This window comes from Lysinibacillus zambalensis, from assembly GCF_040183165.1.
Lineage (GTDB): Bacteria > Bacillota > Bacilli > Bacillales_A > Planococcaceae > Lysinibacillus > Lysinibacillus zambalensis.
In genome coordinates this window covers 84,374-108,914 of sequence record NZ_JBEGDG010000018.1, presented here as the reverse complement: position 1 = coordinate 108,914, position 24,541 = coordinate 84,374, and the positions used below count along the sequence as shown (strand labels likewise).

The 24,541-nt window shown below is 35.8% G+C and carries 15 protein-coding genes and 1 pseudogene; 9 read left to right on the top strand and 7 right to left on the bottom strand.

The window, feature by feature from the left end; all coding sequences use genetic code 11:
- Positions 1–72 precede the first annotated feature (72 nt).
- Together ABNX05_RS19850 and ABNX05_RS19845 are read left to right on the top strand one after the other, a co-directional pair.
- Positions 73–369, top strand: coding sequence for a tyrosine-type recombinase/integrase (locus ABNX05_RS19850; protein ID WP_349661288.1), 297 nt, complete (start codon positions 73–75; stop codon positions 367–369).
- 14 nt (positions 370–383) lie between these two features.
- Complete coding sequence (locus ABNX05_RS19845) at positions 384–1,220, top strand: tyrosine-type recombinase/integrase (RefSeq protein WP_349661287.1); 837 nt, start codon at positions 384–386, stop codon at positions 1,218–1,220.
- Between the two features lie 184 nt (positions 1,221–1,404).
- On the opposite strand, the gene ABNX05_RS19840 is transcribed toward ABNX05_RS19845, so the two are convergent.
- The 3 genes from ABNX05_RS19840 to ABNX05_RS19830 form a co-directional block, all read right to left on the bottom strand.
- Positions 1,405–1,662: a hypothetical protein gene (locus ABNX05_RS19840; RefSeq protein ID WP_349661286.1), complete on the bottom strand. Its 258-nt coding sequence runs from the start codon at positions 1,660–1,662 to the stop codon at positions 1,405–1,407.
- Positions 1,663–2,384: 722 nt separating this feature from the next.
- Positions 2,385–3,257, bottom strand: a complete 873-nt coding sequence (locus tag ABNX05_RS19835; RefSeq protein ID WP_349661285.1) for a hypothetical protein — start codon at positions 3,255–3,257, stop codon at positions 2,385–2,387.
- Between the two features lie 1,019 nt (positions 3,258–4,276).
- A complete protein-coding gene (locus tag ABNX05_RS19830; RefSeq protein ID WP_349661284.1) occupies positions 4,277–5,116 on the bottom strand; it encodes a copper amine oxidase N-terminal domain-containing protein in 840 nt (279 codons plus the stop codon).
- Positions 5,117–6,272: 1,156 nt separating this feature from the next.
- On the opposite strand from ABNX05_RS19830, the gene ABNX05_RS19825 reads away from it, so the two are divergent.
- Entirely contained in the window at positions 6,273–8,159 is a 1,887-nt protein-coding gene (locus ABNX05_RS19825; protein ID WP_197139729.1) for a stalk domain-containing protein, read from the top strand.
- A gap of 101 nt (positions 8,160–8,260) precedes the next feature.
- On the opposite strand, the pseudogene ABNX05_RS19820 reads toward ABNX05_RS19825, so the two are convergent.
- Positions 8,261–8,422 (bottom strand): annotated as a pseudogene (locus tag ABNX05_RS19820) (IS3 family transposase); the annotation flags it as partial.
- A 264-nt stretch (positions 8,423–8,686) separates the two neighbouring features.
- On the opposite strand from ABNX05_RS19820, the gene ABNX05_RS19815 reads away from it, so the two are divergent.
- Both ABNX05_RS19815 and ABNX05_RS19810 read left to right on the top strand, forming a co-directional pair.
- Entirely contained in the window at positions 8,687–10,564 is a 1,878-nt protein-coding gene (locus ABNX05_RS19815; RefSeq protein WP_349661283.1) for a copper amine oxidase N-terminal domain-containing protein, read from the top strand.
- A gap of 72 nt (positions 10,565–10,636) precedes the next feature.
- Positions 10,637–13,135, top strand: a complete 2,499-nt coding sequence (locus ABNX05_RS19810) for an S-layer homology domain-containing protein (RefSeq protein ID WP_349661282.1) — start codon at positions 10,637–10,639, stop codon at positions 13,133–13,135.
- Between the two features lie 188 nt (positions 13,136–13,323).
- Here ABNX05_RS19810 and ABNX05_RS19805 read toward each other — a convergent pair whose 3' ends face one another.
- The 3 genes from ABNX05_RS19805 to ABNX05_RS19795 form a co-directional block, all read right to left on the bottom strand.
- Entirely contained in the window at positions 13,324–13,755 is a 432-nt protein-coding gene (locus ABNX05_RS19805) for a hypothetical protein (protein WP_349661281.1), read from the bottom strand.
- A 151-nt stretch (positions 13,756–13,906) separates the two neighbouring features.
- Positions 13,907–15,160 carry an HlyD family secretion protein gene (locus ABNX05_RS19800; RefSeq protein WP_349661280.1) on the bottom strand — a complete coding sequence of 418 codons (1,254 nt, stop codon included), beginning with the start codon at positions 15,158–15,160 and terminating at the stop codon, positions 13,907–13,909.
- Positions 15,160–15,837 (bottom strand): hypothetical protein, encoded by a 678-nt coding sequence (locus tag ABNX05_RS19795; protein WP_349661279.1) that lies wholly within the window; start codon positions 15,835–15,837, stop codon positions 15,160–15,162. Before ABNX05_RS19795 ends, ABNX05_RS19800 begins: the two co-directional genes overlap by 1 nt.
- A 314-nt stretch (positions 15,838–16,151) precedes the next feature.
- Between ABNX05_RS19795 and ABNX05_RS19790 the strand changes: the two genes are divergently transcribed.
- From ABNX05_RS19790 to ABNX05_RS19775, 4 genes are all read left to right on the top strand, one after another.
- Positions 16,152–19,622 (top strand): hypothetical protein, encoded by a 3,471-nt coding sequence (locus ABNX05_RS19790; protein WP_432760159.1) that lies wholly within the window; start codon positions 16,152–16,154, stop codon positions 19,620–19,622.
- 192 nt (positions 19,623–19,814) lie between these two features.
- A complete protein-coding gene (locus ABNX05_RS19785) occupies positions 19,815–20,894 on the top strand; it encodes a CAP and S-layer homology domain-containing protein (RefSeq protein ID WP_349661278.1) in 1,080 nt (359 codons plus the stop codon).
- 222 nt (positions 20,895–21,116) lie between these two features.
- Positions 21,117–22,031, top strand: a complete 915-nt coding sequence (locus ABNX05_RS19780; RefSeq protein WP_349661277.1) for a C40 family peptidase — start codon at positions 21,117–21,119, stop codon at positions 22,029–22,031.
- Positions 22,032–22,250: 219 nt separating this feature from the next.
- Positions 22,251–24,173 carry an N-acetylmuramoyl-L-alanine amidase gene (locus tag ABNX05_RS19775; RefSeq protein WP_349661276.1) on the top strand — a complete coding sequence of 641 codons (1,923 nt, stop codon included), beginning with the start codon at positions 22,251–22,253 and terminating at the stop codon, positions 24,171–24,173.
- Positions 24,174–24,541 lie beyond the last annotated feature (368 nt).

The window sequence follows — 24,541 nt, the reverse complement described above, 5'->3', positions numbered from 1 at the left end:
CACCTAGCTCCAGAAGGTGAGTAATTTTATACACAATTAAGTGAGCGTTTTTGTACATAGATTAGTTGACATTTGTATCGAAAAGACGATCATCCAGTCCTCTTCATATCAAGTAAGAAAAATCCCACTCGACTTTCAATTAGACGGATTGAAAAGATATTAAACCGAATAGGTAAAAGGGCTGAATTATCAGGATCACTACACCCACATCGACTTCGCCATACGTTTGCAACCGAGTTATTAGTCAAAGGGGCAGACCTTTTATTTATTGCAGATGAATTAGGGCATTCAGATATTGAGACAACCAAAATATATGCACGATTCCCAAAACAAGAAATCATCTCAATGTACAGAAGGTATATGGGATAAGGAGGATGGGGAAAATGGATGTAGAAGTATGTATAAAGCACTTCGCATTAGATTATAAATTTCGTATGAGCCCTACCACTTTAAGGATATATCAAGGCTTCATAAAACAGTTTATTAACCAATTGGGAAAAACAGTTAAAGAAATTACAAAGAAGGATGTTCGGAATTGGATAACATATTTATCAGCTGAAAAAGGGTACCAGCCAAGTACAATTAATAGTAAGATAGCTGCATTGAAACTATTTTTTAATTATTGTTTGGAGGAAGGACTTGTCTCGCAAGATCCAACAAAGGATATAAAATTTGTGTTTGTAAAGGAAAATCCCCCTCACTATTTATTAAAGGAACAGATCATGCAACTTCGAGCGTTTTTAGAAGGACAAACTCAAGAGAGAGCAATTATGGAAGTCTTATATGCGACAGGTGTAAGAATTGGTGAATTGGTTGCTATGGAAAAAAAGGATATTAACTGGACTGAAAGGTCTATCATTATTCCAGAAGGAAAACGGAAACTAGGGAGAATTGTTTTATTTACGTCAGAGTGTGCAGAACACTTGAAAGCATACTTAGATAGCCGGACAGATAATTACCCCACTTTATTTGTATTATTCAATTCTGATGGTACACGTACAAACAATGGTAAAATTGTGGAAGAATGGTTTCGTTATTACTCGAAAAAATTAGGTTTTAAGGTAACACCGCACACTTTACGCCACACTTTTGCTGCACATCTAGCTCAAAGGGGAATGCCAGTCGAGTGTATTCGGACTTTATTGGGACATGAAAAGTATCAAACTACCCGAATATATGCCAAGTTGTTCGATCTTGCTCGTAAGGAAATGTATGATTAATGGATGTAAAATAAACTCTTTCTATATGAAGAGGGAGAATGGTTAAAAGAAGGCTGCTTTCTCAAAGATTGTTGCTGTTAAAACTAGAAGACAGATTTAATCTACAAAACGTGTAGAAAATCTGTCTTTTTGGTTTGATTTTTTGTGAATCGAAATTTAACTAAATCATCCGTTAGTTCAATAATCATCTATCGGGCACTGGCATATATTTTGTGAAATAAGCACCTAAAATCAACAATATAACAGTAATAGACCAATTCAATAGCCCCATAAAGTCAAACCAATAAGCAAGAAGATTTGTTACAGCAATTAAATATAAACAAATTGAAGTTAAAATACTCTTAATCCCTGTGATACTAGCTTTTTTTCTTTTTTGAATCACAACTGATATAGAAAAAATAAGTGTAATTATGAGAATAATAGATAAAATAATTTGTAGCAATTTAGTTTCCCCCTTTTGTAGTAGTGGTGTCATTTTAATTTTTTCTAAAATACTTATTAAGTTTTATTTCTTCTTGGGTTAATCTGCACCGTTAGCATAAGAAGCGACTGTGTTTATGATACAATCTCTATAGAAAAATTTTTATTTTTCAATTCTTCGAAAAAATACCTGATGTAACTCTATTTAATACTTTTCTAAATGGCCATTGGCATAAAGATATTGTGATGACTATTATCAAAATGAAAACAACTAATTGCAGAAAACGATTTGAAAATTGTCCAGCAATCCAATTACCTCCATAATAAATACAAATAACCCCGAATAGCACCGTGGAAAGGTAGGAAAAAGAAGCAAGAATTAATTGTTTAGCCGTTAATTGTCTTATTGATTCTCTATTTTTGTATATAAGATTGATTACCACAAATGTACAGTAAGCTATAATAATAAATGAAAACACACAAATACACCTTCCATTATCAAATCTACTTTCCATCCATATCCATATTATAACATTTATTCTTTAACCAAACCGCCTTTTAGTTGAAGTAGAATAAGGCCCTACTCCTTATGGAAGTAAAGCACCCCGTTAACTTAAGTACACTTTTTCACAAACTTAAGTACACTTTTTCACAAACTTAATATCACTTGGATTACTGAAATAACTTAAATAAAAAGAAGCGTTCCTTCCTCTGAAAGAAACACCCCTTTTGTAACAACTTTTTTTAATCAAAAGTTCGGCATTGTTTTTCGCTTTCTTCTTGCGAAATATGTTTCTCTATTTTCACATTTGTCACTTTTAACCCTGTTAGGTTCGAATCACTTATAGAAAAAGTAAGTTTATCATAATCTCCACCGTGGTGTCCTAAATAGTTTAAAGCACTGCCAAAAATGAGATGTCTCCTAGGATCCCCATTAATGGGTTCAATATTAATTTTTGGACACATAAAAAAGTCCGAATAAGATGGACCCAAATGATATAAATAACGTGTAAACAATGCTTCTTCAAGTAATTCTTCTTTAGTAAGTCCGTCCACTTCTTTCCTCCACCCTACATTGAGCCAATCATAAAGAGATTGTGACTTTAATCGCACTTTTTGTCTATTTTCCGAAACGATTAATTCCCCTTCTTTAGTTGTGCAGATTTCACGTTTATTGTGTACTACACACGTATAAGCTGGTTCAATAGTGATCACTTCATTATTTGCCATTTTTAACGTCAATTTATTGGATGGATTATCTAAAGATACTTCGATTTTTTCATTCACTCGGTCAGAATTATTAAGCCAGTAAACCACTTTTCTAAGTACACGTTCTTGAAAACCATCATTGATACTGAATAGACGCTGAAGTCCGGAATTACTTTCAACATTAATGGATTGAACATCATTATACTGTAATGAATGCGTCATCAATCGTTCCAAAAACCGTTGATTGGGATTCTTCTTTGCTTCAGCAATTTGGCTGGCTGAATTAATTAAATGAACATCAAAAAAATACTTATTAAAAAAATCTTGTTTAGGTGCTTCTTGCTTCGCAAAAACAGTATTATTTACGAGAAATAAAATACCAAAAAGGACGTATAGTGTTTTCTTCAAATAAAGCCTACCTACCTTTTTTATAGGTATTTTTCCCGAATATTCTTCAACTATCCTGCACCGTTAGTTGAATAACAGTAATCATCTGGTTAAAAAGCATCTGATGAAAAGTTAACTCTTTCAAATCTATAAATGCATCTTCTGGAAGATAATCTTGAGAACGCATAAAGAATAATGATTACCGCCGTATTAAATATGTATAATATCTATTTCTTAGGCAATCGTATAAATAAAAAAAGCAGCTAATTTATCTTTGAATAGATTAGCTACTTTTATATTTAACCTACATTTAAAGTGGATTGTTCTTCTTGGTTAGCCTTAATAGGCTCTGTTCTCATAAACATTCTTAACCTGAATATCAAAAATTTTCAGATACCCCGTTGAACCCTTGATATGATAAGGTTTGGGATTGCTTTTTTGTTTTTTCAATAACATGGAAACTGCAACTAACCTTAAACAAGATTTATTTCTTTCCAAAGGTAAATCCTTAGGCAATCATATATAATTGTCTCTTTTTTATAATTGTGAATTTTATACATCCTTAATTAACTCTACTTAACTTGATTGTTTTTTTTATCAAATGAAAACGCGTATTAGAATTATTAATAATCCTAAAATTAATTTTTTATCATTTTGAAAAGGATAGAATGGCGTAGAATAAAAAAAAGCCCCTATCAGTCCATGTAAGAACTAATAGAGGCCTAACTAAGAAGAAAAGCCGATACTACATCCTGATTACCGATTAAGCTAAATCATCATCGGTTTCCTGAAAATCTTGAAGTTCTAAAATAAAAGAGAGTAAGGAACTGCCCATCTTCAGCGAGTACTAGGCAAAGATTAACGATTTCATGGGTACAGTAAATTTTATAAGGAACGATACCATAGCCCAAAAATATCGTGTTTTGCAACCAACGTTGTTAGAGTATTTTACTTGTATTATTGAAACTCTGCAAAAATCAAATCATAAGCCAATTACATTCATTTTAAGAATTTATGGTTTATGTTTATTTTCGCTGGTATTATTTTGAATGATTTTTATTGATCATTTCCTGTACTGTAGTTTTAATATTGCGATCATATTTTATATCTTTAAAAGTACCAGTGTATGTCTTTTTATGAGATCCAGTTTTTATATCGAATAGTTCGATAGTATATTCACCAGAAGCTTTACCATTAACAATAGTTCCATCTAAATCCATATAAGCATCGTGCGCAGTAGCAAGTCCTGTACCACCGTTTGATACTCGAACGATATGCTGAGAATAGAAGTCTCGAGTATTATCTAGGTATGAATTAAAGACAAAATCACTTACTAGTTCCTTTGAGGAATTGGGTTGATCGACTTCTTGATAAAAACGGTCTTCCGAAATAACTTCTAAATTTAGAGTTTGTAGATTCACAAAATAGTATCTTTCAGCAGCATCATATGTTGTAATAGAAACTGTTTTCGTTTGATTATTCCAATCAACCTTTGCACCAAGTGCTTCACTTATAAAACGAAGAGGCACAAGAGTTCTACCATTAATAATCTGAGGAGCAACGTCTAAAGCAATCTTTTGTCCATTAATAGTGGCAGTTTTGCTACCAATTACTAAACCAATTTTTTTTGTACCTCGGACAGCTGTAATCGACTTTGTTTTTGCATTCCATTGTACTGTTGATTCTAATTCCTCAAAAATTGTTCGCATTGGTACTAAAGTTCGTCCATTAACAGATACTGCACCTTGGTCAAATCGTATAACATCACCATCAATTTCTACTTTAATAGCAGTTGCAGCCTCCGCAGAAGGGGCAAATGAGAAACTAATTAAACATAAAATAAGTGCTAGAGTAAGTCTAGATGTAATTTTTTTGATCACTTTAAATCTCCTTTAATCCTAATTAAATTGGGTAAATAATAGATTGATTGTCAGCTAATAACGCTGATTTAAACCGACCGAGCCTATCCCTTCAATCTTTGTAGGGTGTGAGCTTGTTTGAAAGGGGTGGTTTAATGAAGGGTTTTGATAGTCAGTTTTGAGGTGACTTGAAGCCTAATTCTACTGTTGGTTGTTAGTCGCTCTTATTTGTCTTTGACAAGTGAGTGGGTTCTTTACGGTTCCTTAACGCCTTGCAATTATTTCTTCTAATTCTTCATTTATGTATCTAACCTTCCTCTAACGTTTATTGTATTTATTATATAAGTGTGCCACAAGTATGAGTATTTTCCTGCGTTAGCATGTTTTACCTATATGGTGCTGTAAGAAGCACTTCTATCCTTAATCGTTTTCGCTTCGCACATTATACAGATATTAATAGAAGGAAAAGGTTCAAGGTGTCAACACCTACTTGGTGAGATGCTACGGAATGTTTAATAGTTCAAAATGAGAGAAGTCTGTCAAAGAGAAATCTTCGACAGACTTTTCTTTTTTTGTAATCAGTGGAAGTTATGGATTGCATTTTTTAACATTAGCCATTTATATAAGTTGATTGGAGTGGAGACTGGGCGACTCCTTGGGGATCAGCGATAAAGAGGAACGAAGGCTAATACCATCACATCCTGTGATAACGCCTTCGTGACCAACATCGTGCTGCTGCCGCTACGTTGCACTCATGCTTTCGCGCAAAAGACATCTGTTGGCCCGAGACCCTGCAGCGAAGCGGGTGTTTTCTGGGCGAAAGCGTAGTGGTAACGTAGCGGCAGCACCAAAAGCGGCTCATCGGACGCCCCCAGGAAAGCGCCCAGTCGGAACGGAAATCAACCACATGTTATGCTAATGAGCTAATTTCCTTGAAGCGATAGTTAGTTTTTTTGTGAAAACTATAAGTAGAATGAACACACTTAAGAGATGAGTAGAAGAAGTTCCTAGGGGCTTGGAAGACCCGTAAACACCATGGAGCTTTTGCAGGAATGTTGCCTTAGGCTAACAGTACCTATTTCTACTTTTTTCGATATCAATGCCACATATTGGGCTTTTTTCGTGTTAATATGGTAAATAGTAGTTAGTAAATTTATGTAGAAAAAAGGAGATAGGGATGTTTAACAAATTAAAGGCTTTATGTATGGTGGCAGCTCTTGTTTTTGCTTTCGTATTGTCTGGACAAACTTCTGCGTCAGCTGCTACTGACAAAGGAATTCAGATACGAAATAATGTTACGATTAATATCGATGGAGAAACGATTCAAATCAATGATCCTATTTTAGATAAAGGGGATCACCTTCTTTTACCTATGAGAGCTTTGTATGAGGCGATTGGTGCAAGTGTTGAATGGAACAAGGAAACACTTACTGCATCAGCTAATCGAAATGGCAAAGTTATTGATTTAACAATTGATGCTATGACAGCCTTAGTAGATGGACAAGAGGTTGCAATGGATGTTGCGCCAATCATGTATAAGGATAGAATATATATGCCATTACGCTTTGTTACTGAAAACTTAGATGGAAATGTCGGCTGGGATCCTTCTACACAAACTGTTGATATTCTATTAGATGGTTCTTCAGAGAAACCTCAAGAAGATCCATATATCTTACATGTAAATAATAAGCGTATTGTAATGGATGATCCAATTGTTACGAAAGGATCTAGAACCTATATTCCAGCGGATTATTTATCCGATTATTTAGATGATTCAGCAGGTAATTGGCTACCAGATAAATCATTTGAATTACAAATTTCTGGTATGAGCCTTGTCTTCAAGGAAGGTAGTAATAACGTTTTAATCAACAATGAATCTGTAACAATAGAAGAACAGCCATTTATTCAAAAAGGTAAAATGTACGTTCCTATAACTTTTGTTGTCAATACATTGGGAGGAAACCTACGTTATATTAGCGAAAAAAGAGAAATGTATATTTATGTTTATCGCTATATGTATACAAGTGAGTTTCTAGAAAAATCTTTTGGTACTACATCATATCCTCAACCTGTTCCTTCTGCTCGTTTCGAAGGAGATCGTGATTTGATGGTCAGTGATAATCCAGAAAATTTAACCCACGCTTTATTACCTAAATCAAATTCTACGCTTGCACAATATCAAGTTAAATCCACTTCAGCTACAAACAAGCATCGAGTGTTTGGCTGGCATTTAAATAAGCTTGGAGCGGCTGTAAAGATTGGTATTACGATTGAAAATACTTCAAGCTCTGAAAGTATTAAGGTCAGCAGTTCTAAAGGGATTACTCAAATGACTGGGAATGACTGGTTTGGTCATGATATTGGTTTAACGCTTGCTGATGCGACGTTAAACGGAAAGCTTAAAAAATCTGATAGTACAGGTATTGTTATCGCACCAGGAGAAACAAAGGTGATTGAAACGTACGAGTTGTTCAGTGATTATGTCATCGGATTTTTACAGGACATAGATATTCAAGCTGTTAATGGTGGAAGTACGGATTATATGATTCGAACAGTATTAACGAAGAGTAGTAGTGATTTAACAAAGATCAAAACGGACGCGGTGGCAATTGATGAATACGCGATGCATCCACGAGGTGCTTGGCCAAGTGCTACTATTCAAGCAGATCTTCCAGCATATACAGTAGATTCGCCAGAAGTAGGTTATAACGTTTCAAATGGACGAACAGATCATTTGCAAACGGCAGAAAATTCACTGTCACAAATCAATGGTGCAGTGGGGAATCCTGGTCACTTCGGTATGAACTATAAGGTAATGATTCCACTTGTAAATGATTCAGGAAAGACAAAAACGATCAAGGTTAAGTTAACTGGTCGAGGTGGCTTATACAGTGGTGCAGTGAAGTTCAATGGCAAAGTGTACTTAGTGCCTTCGTTGCGATCTAGCTCAGAATATGTTGAATTTGAATACAAGATGAAGGGTTCATCAGATAAGCTTGAGTTAGAACTTATTCATGCAGGCGGAGCAAATCTTCCAGTAGCCATTTATGTAGAAACAAAATAATTAGTCCCTGGCACGAATATTTTTCACAACATGACTTCGTGCCATACTTTTTAATTCGAAATGAAGAATTTAAGAAAACTAGTAACAACTGCTGTCATATAAAAAGTCTTTTCTAACATCTCCGAAACAAGCGAATATATTGGGCGAGAACCAATCGTGACGTAATGATTTCACCAATAAAGCTTTTCTCCAAATAATTTAAACTCCGTAATGTTCGTATTCCATTTTTCGTTTGGTGCATTTGCTTTAAATGGGCGATCTATCCTTTACAAGATGATTGATTGTTAATATTATGTTTCTTTCCCTATATATACTTAAACCTGTAAGAAAAGAATTAATAGACATTTAAGAGATTGAAAGAAGAAGTTCATAGGTGTTGGAAAATCCTAAGATTTCCATGCATCTTTTGCATGAATAGGGTTTAGGTTCCAGTGCCCAATTCGACTTTTTTCGATTTAAGTACCACTTTTTGGACTTTTTTCATGTTAAGATACCCTATAGATTAATTATGGAAAAAGGTGTTTAAGATGTTTAGTAAATTTAAGGCTTCATGTATGATTACCGCAGTTGCTTTGGCTACGATATTACCTGGACAAGCCTCTGCATCAGCAGCTAGTGACAAGATTCATATAAAGAATAATGTTTCTATTCAGATCAATGGTGAGACGCTCAAAGTGAATGATCCGGTTTTAAATAAATCTGATTATATATTTTTACCTATGAGAGCTTTGTATGAGGCGGTTGGTGCCAGTGTGGACTGGAAGAAAGAAACACTTACTGCGTCAGCTATTCGAGATGGCAAGTCGGTTAATTTAACAGTAAATTCAAAGACTGCCTTAGTGGATGGACAAAAGGTGCCAATGGTTGTTGCACCATTTATGTATAAGGATCGCACTTACATGCCATTGCGTTTCGTTAGTGAAAATTTTGGTGGTAACGTGAACTGGAATCCTGCTACACAAACTGTTGATATTTCCTTATCAGATGATACTCAAGGGAACCCATATTTTTTACATATTAATAATGAACGTATTGTGATGGATGATCCAATTATCGTAAAGCAATCGAGATCCTATATTCCGGCTAATTATATATATGATAACTTAGAAGATTCTTCTGGCACGTTGTTACCAGATAAATCGTTTGAATTGCAAATTGCGGGAATGAGCTTTCTTTTCAAGGAAAATAGTAACCAAGTTCTAGTAAATGATGAAGTTGTGACAATAGAAGAAAAACCATTTATGCAAAATGGAAAAATGTATGTTCCCGTTAGTTTTATTGTCAACACATTAGGTGGGAATTTACGTTATATTGAAAATAAAAGAGAGTTATACCTTTATGTCTATCAATATATGTATACAAGCTCCTTCCTTGAAAAATCTTATGGTGCTACAGCAAAGCCTATAAATGTGCCTTCTGCTCGTTTAGAAGGAGATCGTGATTTATTGATAAGTGATAATCCAGAAACGTTAACGAGCAAACTGATTCCTAACTCTAATGCTACACTTTCCCAATATCAAGTGAAAGCAACAGCAGCTACAAATAAACATCGAGTATTTGGCTGGCATTACAATACGTTAGGGACAGATGTACAAATCGGTATTACAGTTCAGAATACTTCTAGTACTGAAAGCATCGAAGTAATCGACTCCAAAGGGACTAGCCAACAATCGGGGAATAGCTGGGTTGGCCATGATATTGGGTTAACTATTGCTGATGCAACGTTTAATAATAAGTTTAAAAAATCTAGCAGTAAAGGGATTGTCATCGCACCAGGAGAAACAAAGGTAATCGAATCATATGGTTTGCTCCGCGATTATATCATTGGATTTTTACATGAACTAGATATTCAAGCTGTCAATGGTGGGACTCCAGAGTATACGATTCGCACAGTATTAACAAAGAATAATAGCAATTTAACAAGCATTTTATCAGACCCTGTTCCGATTGATGTATCTGCGATGCACCCACGAGGTGCCTGGACGAGTTCTACTATTCAAGCAGCTCTGCCTACTTATACAGTAGATTCATCAGAAGTAGGCTATAGCATTTCCAATGGCAGTACAGACAATTTCCTAACAGCGGAAAATTCGCTTTCAAAAATCAGTGGAGCAATAGGGAATCCTGGTCATTTCGGAATGAACTATAAGGTATCGATTCCACTAGTTAATCAAACTGGAACGACAAAAACGATCAAGCTTAAATTAGCTGGTCGAGGTGGCATATACAGTGGTGCAGTAAAGGTCAATGGCAAAGTGCATCTAGTGCCTTCATTGAGAGTAGGTACAGAATATGTTGAATTACCGGATTACCAGATGACGGGTTCATCAGAAACGATTGAGTTAGAATTCATGCATGCCGGCGGAGTAAATCTTCCAGTAGCTATTTATGTAGAAACAAAATAAATGAAGTCCCTGGCACGAATGAGTTTCACAATATGACTTCGTGCTATACTTTTTGATTCGGAGTTGAGAAAATTGGCAAAAAAATTAGTAACAATTGTTGTAGCATTTTTCGTTTTAATGCTAGCTGTAAATCCAAATTATGCAAATGCAGCCTCTTTTGATAATAAAATAAAAGAAGAGAAGAAAGAAATATCGCCACAAGTAACACACATACAGCAAACCTATAGTTCTAATTCGATTCGTGAGTTTGTTAATGTTTTAGATGTAAATTTAAATAATACTTATACAAAACTTGAAGTCGGTGTACCGAAACCGATTAACTCACTTCAAACAACGACGAATATGGCAAAGCAAAACACATATGATGGACATCGTGTTGTTGGGGCTGTCAATGCTTCATACTTCTTAGGAAATGGTATGCCAGCCAACTTGTTAGCTGAAAAAAATGAAATTATTAACTATGGTATTTTAGGAGATACATATGAAAGTCCAACACAAAAGCCTGTTGCTTTTGGTGTATCCAAATCAGGGAAGGCGATCGCAGACTATTATTCTACGAATCTATCCTTTGAAGTAAATGGTAAAAGTTATCCGATTGATCTTATCAATACAGAAAGAACGACTGATAAAACAGTATTATACACACCTGATAAAAAAACAACAGGGTCAAATAATTGGGGGATAGAAATTGTTGTCTCAAATGCTAGTCAAGATATGAAAGTGTTACATTTCGGAGATCGCCTCTCAGGGACGGTTTCAAAAGTAACGACGTATGGTGCAGAAGGGAATTCAACGGTGCCATCGGATGGCTTTGTTATTTCGGTGCAAAATAAAGAGCTGGCAACTGAACTAAGCAAAATTGCTGCAGGGACAAACATTGACGTGAATCTATCTATAGATGAAAAATGGATGGATGCTCAATTTATTTTAGCTGCAGGACCTATGTTAGTGAAAAACGGTAAGGTAGACATTTCTATGCCAACGAATTCTGGGTTTGCTTCAGCTCGCAGTCCTCGTACTGCGGTAGCAGTAGATGCAACGGGTACAAAAGTGTTTGTTGTTACAGTAGATGGTAGATTAAGTGGTCATAGTAATGGCGTTAATTTAACAGAGTTAGCTTCGCATTTAATCTCAATGGGTGCTACTTCGGCCATCAATCTTGATGGAGGCGGCTCGACAGCGATGGTTGCTCGAAATCCAGGCGGCTATTTTGCAAACCTTGTGAACGTCCCTTCAGATGGTGGTGAGCGTCGTGTATCAGCCATTTTACAGGTTGTCAATACAGCGCCACCAGGGAAAGCAAAGTCCATTACGTTAAACAATGTGGGCCAAGTCATGAAAGGTTCATCGGTTGACATGAAAGTGGCTAGTGCTTACGATCAATACTTAAATCCGATGACCATCAACCCGTCTAAGATGAACTGGACGGTTGAAGGAAATATCGGTAAGATGGACGGCGCAACTTTCACAGCTACGCAAAAAGGGGAAGGCAAAATTATCGGTGAGTATGACGGTGTGCGAACATCCACAACTGTGAAAGTTGTAGATTTATCACAAGAAAAACCTATTGTACTAGATAGCTTTGATAATGCTTCATCATGGAAAGTGGAAGTGGCAAAAGCAAATGCTTCCATAACAAATGCTAAAGACTATGCTAGACAGGGCACGGCTAGCTTAAAGTTAAATTATGATTTTACAACAGCAGGATCCGATACGAAAGCAGCCTATATGGTAGCTAAATCACCGATTCCTATTAACGGAAAACCAAATAACATTGGCGTTTGGGTATTTGGCGATGCTGGAAAGCAGTGGCTTCGTGGAGTGCTTGTAGATGGTTCAGGAGCAAAACAGACAATTGATTTCACTAGCCAAGGCGGTATGGACTGGAATGGTTGGAAGTATGTCACTGCAAACATCCCAAATGATGTGACACTACCATTGAAATTCGAACGATTATACGTTGCACAGCCTACAGCTTCTCTTCAAAAGAAAGGCCAACTGTATTTCGATCAATTACAAGCTGTGTATCAAGACAACCATGAGGAATTAGTCTATACAGATGTAACGAAAGGTCATTGGGCTTTTTCAGATATCCAAAGTTTGAATACTAAATCACTTATTAAAGGTTACTCGAATGGAACATTTAAACCAGAAGCGTCCATTACGCGTGCAGAGGCAGCTACCATTATTGCAAGGGCTCTCAATTTAACAACAACGAAGGACCCAAGCTTTAAAGATGTCAGCAAGGACCATTATGCATACAGTGCCATTGCTGCAGTAGAGCAAGCTGGGATTATTAAAGGGCAAGAAGCAGGGAAGTTCAATCCGAACGGACAGCTTTCACGTGCTGAAATGTCGGCGATTTTAACAAGAGCTTATAAATTAACAGGCTCAAGTAAAGTGAACTTTACAGATGTGAAATCGACGCATTGGGCGTATAGCGATATCCAAGCCCTTGTATCAAATAACTTAACAGGCGGCTTCCCAGATAATACATTCAGACCAAACACACAAATTACGCGTGCACAATTCTCAAGCTTCTTAAATAGATGTTTAACATTAAATAAATAAAAGCACAAATGACAAACCCCTGTAGGATTGAATTCTACAGGGTTTTGTTATTTTACAATGTTCTAGTATTTTGAGGGCTAACGTTTTGCTTCTGTACATATAACATTCATTGCAGAGCTACCAATTTATCACTATAAATTTACGCGGATGCAAGAAGATGAGCACTAAGTGAGGATTCACGCACAGTTTCATGTGTGAATCTTTTTTTGCTCTTTGGCAGGTGGATGTCGATAAAAATTAAAAGTTGGGTGATAAAATGTGAAAGTTAGTCGATAAAATTCAAAAATTGGGCGATAAAACGTAAAAGTGTTTCGATAAAACTCAAAAGTTTGATGACATTTTGTTAAAACGTATGTCATGTGAAGTAGTTGATTGGAGTGGAGGCTGGGCGACTCCTCGGGGATCAGCAATAGAGGAACGAAGGCTAAAACCATCACGTCCTGTGATAACGCCTTCGTGACCAACCTCGTGTTGGCCCGACGCCCTGCAGCGAAGCGAAGCGGCTCATCGGGCGCCCCCAGGAAGCTTTGCTCTGTGCGAAAGCGTAGTGCTAACGTAGCGGCAGCAACAAAGCGCCCAGCCGGAACGGAAATCAACCCCTCGCTTTGCAGAAAAGCCATACTATATTTAATAAAATCACTTAATCTTTTTTACATCACCAATGAAAAAATCCGCCTAGATTTCTGTGAGAAGAGCAAACCGTTGCTGCTCTTTTTTTGCTCACAGAAATTGAAGCGGATTTTATTATATAAGAAGAACTATAAAATTTATTTAGAAAACAATATATTTAACATAGTGTTTCCAATCTAATTTCTTGAAATGTTTCCATTGGATTTTCTCAACAGGCATTGTACGGAAAGCATAGGCTGTAAGATTACGTTGTTTATCGGATATCATAGGTGTTCCTTCATCTAAACTGTCAGTAAAAATAGCTGACTGTGCAGTTTTAAAGTTAACATGAATATCCTTCATGTCGATTTTTCCATCCGGTCCAACAATGTATATTTTTTTACCTTTCTTTTTAGTAGCATGCACCCACGATTTATCTATTTTATAAGAATCAGATGCTTCGTTGACAATAATAGAGGCTTTGCCAGTAGTCGAAAATGGAATGTCCTCCATTGGTTCATCTTGTTGCAACACTACTTCATAATTCGTTGGTTGAGGTAAATCTGTTGTTTTTGCAAGTTCATTCCCCCAAATAGAAGAATCATCTGTAGCAATCGTTTGTTTTTCTAGTACAGTACCAGATAAGGAATCTTTCATATGTTTTACTTTAAAATCAACAGTTTGACCTTCCGATACTTTTTGCCACTCATCCTCTGATAAATAGGCGAGCATCGTTTTTTCAGTAGAATAAATTTCAAATGTGACTGTCCCAGATTCTTCTTTAACGGCTGCAATAACACCGTCCACTGGGCTAACGACACCTTCGCGAGCTTGTATTTGTTCAATTTGTGCATCCATTAGCGCAATTTGACGATCTGTTTCGGCAATATGTCGATTCAAAAGGGCTATTGCTGTCGATGGTGAACTTTGCTGTCCTAGCTCCAATTGTAGTGTGACCGATAATGTGCCGTTTATTTGGTCCGTATTGACGGAGCTTTTCGGATCAGCATCATCATAATCATTCTCGATTTGAGAAAGTGCATCTTCTAAATCACTTCGTTCAGTTTCATAGGCTGCACGTTCTGCCTCGAGCTTTGTTAACTCATTATCAACTTCTTCTGATTTAAAAGTAGCCAGTACATCATTAGGAGATACTTTTTGGCCACGCTTTACATTCACTGCGGATAAGCTTGTCGCATCGGCTGTAAGTGTATATGTTTCAGCTGGTGCAACAATCGTTTCCTTTTTGACACGTTCTGTATTTGTACCTTTATAAGCTTTTTGAAATTCATCGATATAGTAGGATCGTGTAATTTTGCTATCGTCTTTAAAGACAAAATAAGCATTTACGCCGACTAATAGCATTGTCAACACGATGGTCAAGCTTGTCCAAGGCTTTGATTTGATAAATGCCATTATCCTAACCCCCTAACAATCCATTCTTTAATTGGTAATACACTAATTAGACCAACAAATAAGGCCATAAATAATTGTATGCCGATAATTTTTACGACTAATATTTTTCTGCTCGCCTCTTCCTCCCATTTAGATAGGAATGTGTACTGTACAACAATTGTTAGCATAGTCGCCACTGTCAATTGATTAAGTGTGAATAAGACATAATCCGTACTCATCATCTGCAATGCAAGAGGCGCTAATGAAAAGAATGAAAAGAGTGTTGTATAGCCAGTTAAGTAGAATACAGCAAACAAAATAGTTTTTTCGATTAATAAAAATGTGACAACATATAATTGGACTTTTTTAATCCATGTATAGGGAATGTCCGTTAATAGATGTAAAAGGTAGGTAACACCGTAATAATGGAAGCAAAAATAGACAATAGCCCACAAAATGGCACCAAGCATCGAAAGGTAACGAGCCACGTAGTATTCATTATGTAAATCCATTGCGAACAATGTCGTTAAAGTTTCAGTACCCATCCCCCAATATTCACGAGCAGTGAATAACAGAAGGAATAAGATGAAAACCGTCAACGAACGTCTTTTGTATCCAATAATCTCACCTTCTTCTACAATTTTAGTAAAGTAGGTTGGATTTTTTAAGCTATGCCAAAATTTATAACGGTAAAACATATACAGTTTCCTCTCTTCCAAAATAGTAAATATCAAATTTGTAGTATACACCTTGTTAAACGATATTGACATATAAAAATAGCTGTTTTTTTCAATAATTTCGTCAAAAAAACAATATAAAAAACTACATGTCGAATGATGGAAAACATCATATAAAACTATTGTATAGTATAATAGAAAAAACTTCCTGTATTTCTATCAAGTTATTATAAAAAATTACTTTTGATACGCTTAATAGTGTAAATAATGGCTTGAAATCACATGAATTTCACCGATACAAAAGTAATGAATCGAAAAATGAAAGGGTGGTTCGATTGAATCGAAAATTGACGGCGGGAGTTATAACGAGTCTATTACTGGCACCAACAGCTATAGCGAATGCACAGGAAAATAATGATGCACAGCTTCGCGTATTAACTCAAACAGAGCAAGTTGCCAACGTTAACGGAGTAGCTGCCGCAACGACAAAAGAACAAATGATAGCACAATTTGCGAAGCTCTCCGAGAATTCGACAGCCGATGAAATGGTTATTGCAAAAGGTGATGTAGCAAATCTAGCAACTTTTGGTTTTACTAGTGATGAGATTGATTTTATTCAAGCGAAGTATAAATATGTTGTCGAGCAACGTCGACTAATAGGCGAACTAAAGGAAATAGGAAAGAACATTAATGAAATAACATATACAAGTAAGTCATTTATCAATGATGTGACAGCTGTAGAGAACAATTTTAATAAATTTTTAAAAGAATCAGGTGATTCCTCTTATTTAAGCGTCCAAGATGCTTTTGGCAAAGCAGTGGAAATCGCACTTGTTAAAGCTAGCGATATTGCCTCTACAATTCGCGGTACATCTTTACAATATGACTATGATGAGGCTGCACGCAATGCCTATTTTAAAACAAAGGGAGCAGATATTGCGAAGCTGCTTAATTTAAAAGGAGATGCAGCTGCTGTATTACCAGCCACTACCGAACTAGAGAGTTTAGTAGCTATATTAAATAAAAATCCAAATGACTATGCAACCATTTCAGCAGCGTTGGAAAAAGTTACGACAGCTTATAATGCACTAACAGCGAATCAAAAGAAAGTGGTCGTAGCCCATAATCCAAATAACGATTCTGTAACACCTTATAAAAAGTATACGGACGCCTTATCAAATCTGTCTTCGGTTAATAAGGCAGTGCTAAACGTGGAAAAATTAATCGACGGCTTAGACCCTAAAACTTCTACTTTCGAAAGCAGAACACTTGCTGCCCAAGCTGCCTTTGACAAACTTGGAGAGAGTGAAAAGGCATTAGTGAAAAATAGCGATAAATTAAAGTTATATTTCCAATATGCTGATGTATCGAAACAAGTAAATGCACTAAATTCATCTATGAAGGATTACAAAGCACAACTAGAGGCATTACAAACTAAAGTAGCTGCGTTAAATGCTGGGAATAGTAGCGATGCAGCAGCGTTAAATGAAATTAAAAACAAGCTTGAGACTAAATTGTCGCAACTTGCAAATGAAGAAACAGCAGTAGCGGCCGTTATTAGTCAAATTGATAATTTAAGTAAGTCTAATAATTTAGTAGTTGATATGCTAAAAGCACGCTCTGACTATAACGCACTACCATCAGCATCTAAAAAACTTGTGACAAACATTAAAATCCTAACAGATTTAGAGAAATCACATAAGGCTGTCGTTAATGTTATTGATCAATTTGAAAAGTTAGATCCAACATCTAAAAGTTATATTTCAAAAGCGAAATCTGCTTATACAGCTTACGCAAAGTTGGACGGGACAAAACAAGGGTATGTAAGAAATCATAATAATTTAAATGATAAGGTCGCTGTAATAGAAGTGATTGTGCAAATAAATGCTTTAAATCCGTCCCAAAAGACGTATAAAGACAATGTGGCGAAAGCAAATAGCGCGTTTAATAATTTGGCTGAAGCCCTTAAATCGCAGGTAGTCAATAGTGGTGAATTAACAAAGGCACAGGGCTATATCGATACAGCCAAGGCCTTTGATGATCGTGTCTTAGCATTAGCGAATGAAAATCCAGATACTTTTGTGGCGAAGGTAGCTGCATTATCTGCAGAGTACAAAACAATGGATAAAAATGCGAAGAAACTAGTAGAGCAGGCAAAAACTTTAACTACTTACGAAAAAAATAATAAGGCTGTTATTAAGGTTATTCAAATGATCGATGCCTTAAATCCTACAAGCAAGGATTACACGAAAAAAGTACTCGCAGCGCGTAAGGCTTATAATGCACTAGATGCAGTATCGCAAAAACGTGTGACGAACTATGCGAATCTAACTGCAGTTGAAGATGTGGCTTCACTGATTGGCCTCATTGCAACATTAAAGCCATCAAGCAAGACATTCTACCAAGATATGAAAACAGCACGAGAGATGTACGATGCACTACCTAACGAGAAGCAACAAGTAATCATTAATTATGATGCGCTTGTAGCAGCAGAAAATGAGTATGGAGTAGCACAAAAAGTTGTTGAGCTTATTGATTTAACGAAACAACAAGATGGCGACTATTTAACGAAGCTCCTGGATGCACGTGTAGCGTATGATCAGTTAACTTCAAATCAAAAGAAATTAGTCACAAATATTAAAGATTTAACAGCACGTGAAAAAGAGGTAAAACCTATTTTAAATGTAATGCTGCAAATTAATAATTTGGATCCGGAATCCAATAATTTTGTCAGTAAGGTTAATTCTGCGCGTAAGGCGTATGATAATTTAAATAAAGATCAGAAAAAATATATTAATAATATCGATGTTCTACAAAACTATGAGCCTATATCTCAGGTGATTGAATTAATTAGTAAACTGAAATCTTCAAGTAGTACATATCTTGAGGATACAGTTCGGGCACGTGCGCTTTATGACGCGTTAGCGGCAGATAAGAAGCAATATGTAACAAACTATTACTTATTACAAGCAGCAGAAACAAGCATTTTAGGTGCTGGTAATGTTATGCAGATGATTAATGAGTTACCGTCTGTAGATCCGAAGCAATATGTGAAACGTATTCAGGAAATTCGTGCAGCTTATAACGCTTTACCAAAGGATCAACAAAGAGCCGTACAAAATTACAAAGTGTTACAAGATCAAGAGAAGCTGTTAAAGCCTGTTATTAGTGTTGTCGAGGATATCGATCGACTACTTACGGCCAAAGACATGAATAGTCAATATCAAAAAATCTTAAAAGCCTATGATAAGCTAAATGCCGAGCAAAGACGTTACGTCTATAATGATGATCTATTATTATCATTAGATAACGTAATAAAAGTATATAAAAACATTGCTAATTTAAATCCAAAGGACAAGTTTTACTTTGGTATGGTGGAAGCAGTACGAAAAGAGTACGATAGCTTAAATACGACAGATAAGCAAAGGATTACGAATTATTCGATCTTGTTAGACGCAGAGAAAAGTATGGCCGATGTAAAGAAAGTCGTTGAATTAATAGCTAGCCTTTCACCAACCTCTTCAACATATTTAGAAGATGTAGCGAATGCAGTTGCAGCCTATAAAGCGTTAGACTCGAAATTAAGAGGGCAAGTCATCAATGAGGACGAATTAAAGAAAGCTGAAAAGGATGTAGAGGCAGTTCAAAAAGTAGTTCAAGCTATCTCTGTTATTGATCCTGACAATACGTCATTTGAGAAAAAGGTGTTAGCTGCTCAAAAACTATATAACTTACTTACACTGGAACAGCAGGATTTAGTATATAACTACCGCATTCTAGAAGAATATTTAAAAATGATCGAATAGAAATAACAAGAAGGAGTTTTCCCAATGCATATTTTGGGGAGACTCCTTCTATACTATAGAAAACAATTTATAAAGCTATGAAATTTCCAAAAAAAGTGAAACCTTATCAATCAAGAAATCGTATGTAATAGGGAGTTTTATTTCCGTGTTTGAGGGGTATAATTTAAAATAATTTAAATATAGGAGGTAGCCATGTTTAAAAGGGTGATAAGTATATTGGTACTTTCAATTGTTTTACAAGCTACAACTATTGGAAATTTATCTGGGATTAGTAAGGCGGACGCAGCATCCAACATCGCTGGTGATGTGTCTAGTTCATATTGGGCAAGTTCGTCAATTCAACATATGCTGTCGAAGCAATATATGACTACATATACTGACAATACATTTAAGCCGGACCAAGCTATTACGAGGGCAGAGGCTGCATCTGCAATTGCTCGGTCTATTCAAACAAACACAGATACTTCGATTTCACTACACTTTAAAGATGTTCCTGCTACACATCCCTATTACAAGGAAATTCAGAAACTTGTAGGCATAGGGGTTTTACAAAATAGTGATGCCTTTCATCCAAATGAGCCTTTAAAGCGTTCGGAAGTTGCAAAAATGCTAGCACTAGCCTATCAGTTTAAAGTGGATGGTAAAAATAAAAGTAAATTTGATGATGTTCCTGCTACACACTGGGCAAAAAACTATATCGAATCACTAACGGACATAGGAATTATTGGCGGAGTAGATGCCAAGCATTTTGCACCCAACAAATTAGTGACACGGGCTCAAACAGCAGTTTTTGTTGAACGTAGTATAAATTTTCAGCAAAAAGTAAAGAAGCTTGAAGTGGCTTATGATTATTTAGCAAAGGATTATATACCAACATTAAATCTTTCGACAGCTTGGTCAAAAGAGGTCATTCGGCTCATCAATGTGGAACGGGAAGAAAACCAACTAGCTCCTGTTACCTATGATTCGGAACTGACACAAATCGCAATTATAAAAGCCCAGGACATGGTTAAACGCAATTATTTTGAACATATTTCTCCTTATTATGGTGCTCCTTGGGATTTAGCGACATTATTTGATTATTCTTACACGAGCTTCGGTGAGAATATTGCAAGGTATTTCAAATCGCCAGAAACCGTTGTGAAAGGATGGATGGCTTCTCCTGATCATCGAGATAATATTATGAAGGAGCATTATACAAATACTGGTGTTGCGGTTACACAGGACCGCCAAGGAAATTATTATTGGGTTCAACTATTTTCGAGTAAATAAATGGTTATGTAACAAAGAGTTGCTAATGTTACATTTATGTTACGGATGCTATAAATAACCAATAAAATTTCTCCATTTTTAACGCTGATGATGCCAAAAAACGTTGGTATATCAGCGTTTTTGTTTATTCCGGAAATCGTTACACAATTGAAAAATTAAAATACCCCCTTTTATGATAGTCTATGTATAGGCAAAAAAGTTTAGAGGGGGTATAACAAAAGTATGAAGAAAAAATGGTTATTACCGATTTTTGCATCTTTCATGTTATTTTCTACAACTCATATAGATTCAGCTGAAGCAGCGACTCAAACTGAAGTCACTGATACAGCTTCTAAATATTTAGGCATTCCATATAAATACGGTGGGACAACTACAAGCGGTTTTGATTGCTCTGGCTTTACTTCGCAAGTATTTGCAGATTTAGGCATCACATTAAACCGCACATCAGGCGCTCAATACCAACAAGGGACAGCAGTTGCTAAAAGTGATCTTCAAGTTGGAGATTTACTATTTTTCAATACAAGTGGCAAAGGTGTCTCACATGTATCTATATACATAGGTGACGGTAAAATGATCCACTCTCAAACTAACCAAGGTGTTAGTTATTCAAACGTAAATGATCCATATTATTGGGGTTCTCGCTACATTGGCGCTAAACGAGTTGCTACATTTGACGAAGAACAACAAGCTGAAGTAAAGAAAGTAGCAATTGATTTTACAGTATATGCTTCACGTGCGGAAGCTGCTTCACAAATTGCGAAAGCTTTAAACTTAGATACATCTGACAAAAATAGTGGTTTTGTCGATATAAAACCAACGTATGAGCATGCAGGTGCTATTGCAGCTGTTGCAAAATTAGGTATTTTTGAAGGTGATGCAAGTGGTAAATTCAATCCATCTTCACCAATTACTCGTGCACAAATTGCGAAAGTATTAGTTATAGCGTTCGGACTTGAGAATGCTGGTCAAGAAGTAACATTTAGTGATGTACCACAAGATAGCTGGGCTAATCAATATGTTTCTATTCTTGCATCGAACGGTGTTACTAATGGAGATGGCAATGGCAACTTTGGTATGGATGAATTACTAAAAATTAAAGAGCTAAAAATGTTTATTGAAAGATTACAATCTAGATAATATTTTCATTGATGCATTGATTGCAAGAAAAGATCTTTTAAATAGCTTATAATTAGAGGAGAGTTTGCAATTGCAGACTCTTCTATTTTTATGATAATTTCACTGAAAAGGAAGTGATTGGAAAAAATAAACATAAAAAGTGCTGTCAGATGATGATTTGTTTAGTTAATTTTGTTAAAATGAATACGTTAAGAGAACAGGAAGGGAGGAAATAAGACATTGAATCTTAAAAAAAGTAGTCTTATTTTGTTGTGCGTCTTATTCATTTCAGCTTCTATGTTTACTATACATAGTGATAGTGTAATGGCAGATACAACTACAAATGTAACATTTGCAGATATCTCCAAAAATCACGAAGCTTATGAAGAAATCAATTATTTAGTGAGCTTGGGTGTTATCCAAGGATATTTTGTAAATGGGAAAAGAGTCTTTGGTCCAAATGAGTCTGTAACACGTGAACAAGTGGCAAAAATGGTTGTCGTTGCCTCTGGTAATAAACCATTAGTCGTAAACAAATCAAGTTTTTCGGATGTAACAGTAGGTACTGAAATGTCAGGTTATATCGAAAGAGCTGTGCAATTAGGGTTCTTTTCAACGAATACACAAGGCAAATTCTTACCAAAAAAGGCTATCACTCGTGATGAAATGAGCCATGTATTAACAAAGGCATTTAACTTAGACACAAGTGAATATGAAAACTTAGATTCACCATTTGCTGACGTAAGTATTACACACCCTTACGTTAAATATGTAAATACAATTTACTATAATGGTATTACAAATGGTAGTGGTAAAAATTATTTACCAAATAGTACTGTTACACGTGCGCATTTTTCATTATTTGTAGCACGTGCAAAAAGTGAGAAATATCGTTTAGAGTTACCAGTAAAAGGGTCATCTGTACCTGATACAAAAGAGGTTATTGGGCTAGTCAAAGTAACGACAGATGGTCTAAACATCCGCAAAACAGCGGATAGTTCTTCAAATACTAACATTGTTGGTATAGTTAATAAAGGCGGCAAACTATCAGTTTATGAAGTTCAGGGCAAATGGCTGAAAGTAACATATAAAGGTGCATATGCTTATCTTTATAAAGATTATGCACAATTTTTAGATGCAGATGGCAATGAATTAGGGGCTGTCCAAAAAGAAGTGACATCTAATGGAGCTATTAACTTATATGTCAAACCAACTTCTTCAGCAAAAGTCATTCAAACTATTAAAGCGAATGTAAAATTACCAGTTTACAAAACTGCTGGCGGCTATCATTTAACGCAAGTAAATGGTTTACCAGGTTACATTGTAGCGAACAGCACAACAGAAACGGGTAAAGACGAACAAACTAATCCAACTCCACCTACAACACCACCTACAGCTTCAGGTGATGTATTAGGACGAGCAACTGTTGGAAACCTAAATGTCCGTAGTGAAGCAAATGCAACTTCTACAGTGCTATTTAAGCTTAACAAGGGCGACTCTGTTAAAGTTAATGGAATTAATGGTTATTGGGCAAGCATCGAATACAATGGTAAATCAGGTTATGTCCATAAATCGTATTTAAAATTATTAAATCAAAATGGCAAACCGTTGCAAAATCGTATTATTATCCTAGATCCAGGTCATGGTGGTAAGGATCCAGGGACAGTACTAGGTTCTTTCTCTGAAAAGAACATTACATTAAAAGTGAGCACACTAGTTAAGCAAAAGCTTGAGAATGCTGGCGCAAAAGTGTACATGACTCGTACTGCTGATACGTTCCCTACCTTACAAGGTCGAGTAGATTTTACAAATGCAAACTATGGTGAGATTTTCGTAAGTGTGCATGTAAACTCTGCTTCCAATACCTCAGCATCGGGTACTGAAACATATTATTCTATTTCATCAGGAGATATGTATCAGGAGGATATTGACTTAGGCACTTTTGTAAATAATCAAATTGTAAACAATTTAAATATGAAGAATCGTGGCGTTAAGCAATATCCATACTATGTGATTAATAATATGAGCATTCCATCCATTTTAGTGGAACTTGGCTTCTTAACGAATGATGGAGATCGTCAAAAAATGACAACTGATGAAAATGTAAATAAATTTGCAGATTCTATCTATAACGGAATTGAGCAATACTACAAAAAGCAATAATTGATCAACATAGAAACTGTCCTAAAGTGATTAACTCACTTTTGGGACAGTTTTTTTATTGTTAAGGAAAGATAGGGCTCTATGAAGATAGTCTTTAACCTGGCATAGTTGATATATGATAGATATATTTTTCTCACTGATTATTTTTATGTTTGCATGTAGGTTTTTATGTATAGATAAATATATTTTGTTTTGGGCTAAGAAGAGGGGGCAAAGCCTCGAGGAGGTTAGGGGAGTGTTCAGGTAGTCGTGAGAGCTGATTAGATAAGAGAAAGGGGCTCATATACATTCTTATTATTCGTTCAGTTAGATTTACTAATTTCAAATAAACTTTCTCTTCAATCACTCTCTTATAGAGTACAACCATT

Coding starts and splice junctions, on each gene's coding strand:
- ABNX05_RS19780 (WP_349661277.1), top strand. CDS start 21,117: ATGAAGAAAAAATGGTTATTACCGATTTTTGCATCTTTCATGTTATTT.
- ABNX05_RS19805 (WP_349661281.1), bottom strand. CDS start 13,755: ATGGCTTTTCTGCAAAGCGAGGGGTTGATTTCCGTTCCGGCTGGGCGC.
- ABNX05_RS19795 (WP_349661279.1), bottom strand. CDS start 15,837: ATGTTTTACCGTTATAAATTTTGGCATAGCTTAAAAAATCCAACCTAC.
- ABNX05_RS19845 (WP_349661287.1), top strand. CDS start 384: ATGGATGTAGAAGTATGTATAAAGCACTTCGCATTAGATTATAAATTT.
- ABNX05_RS19800 (WP_349661280.1), bottom strand. CDS start 15,160: ATGGCATTTATCAAATCAAAGCCTTGGACAAGCTTGACCATCGTGTTG.
- ABNX05_RS19815 (WP_349661283.1), top strand. CDS start 8,687: ATGTTTAGTAAATTTAAGGCTTCATGTATGATTACCGCAGTTGCTTTG.
- ABNX05_RS19825 (WP_197139729.1), top strand. CDS start 6,273: ATGTTTAACAAATTAAAGGCTTTATGTATGGTGGCAGCTCTTGTTTTT.
- ABNX05_RS19785 (WP_349661278.1), top strand. CDS start 19,815: ATGTTTAAAAGGGTGATAAGTATATTGGTACTTTCAATTGTTTTACAA.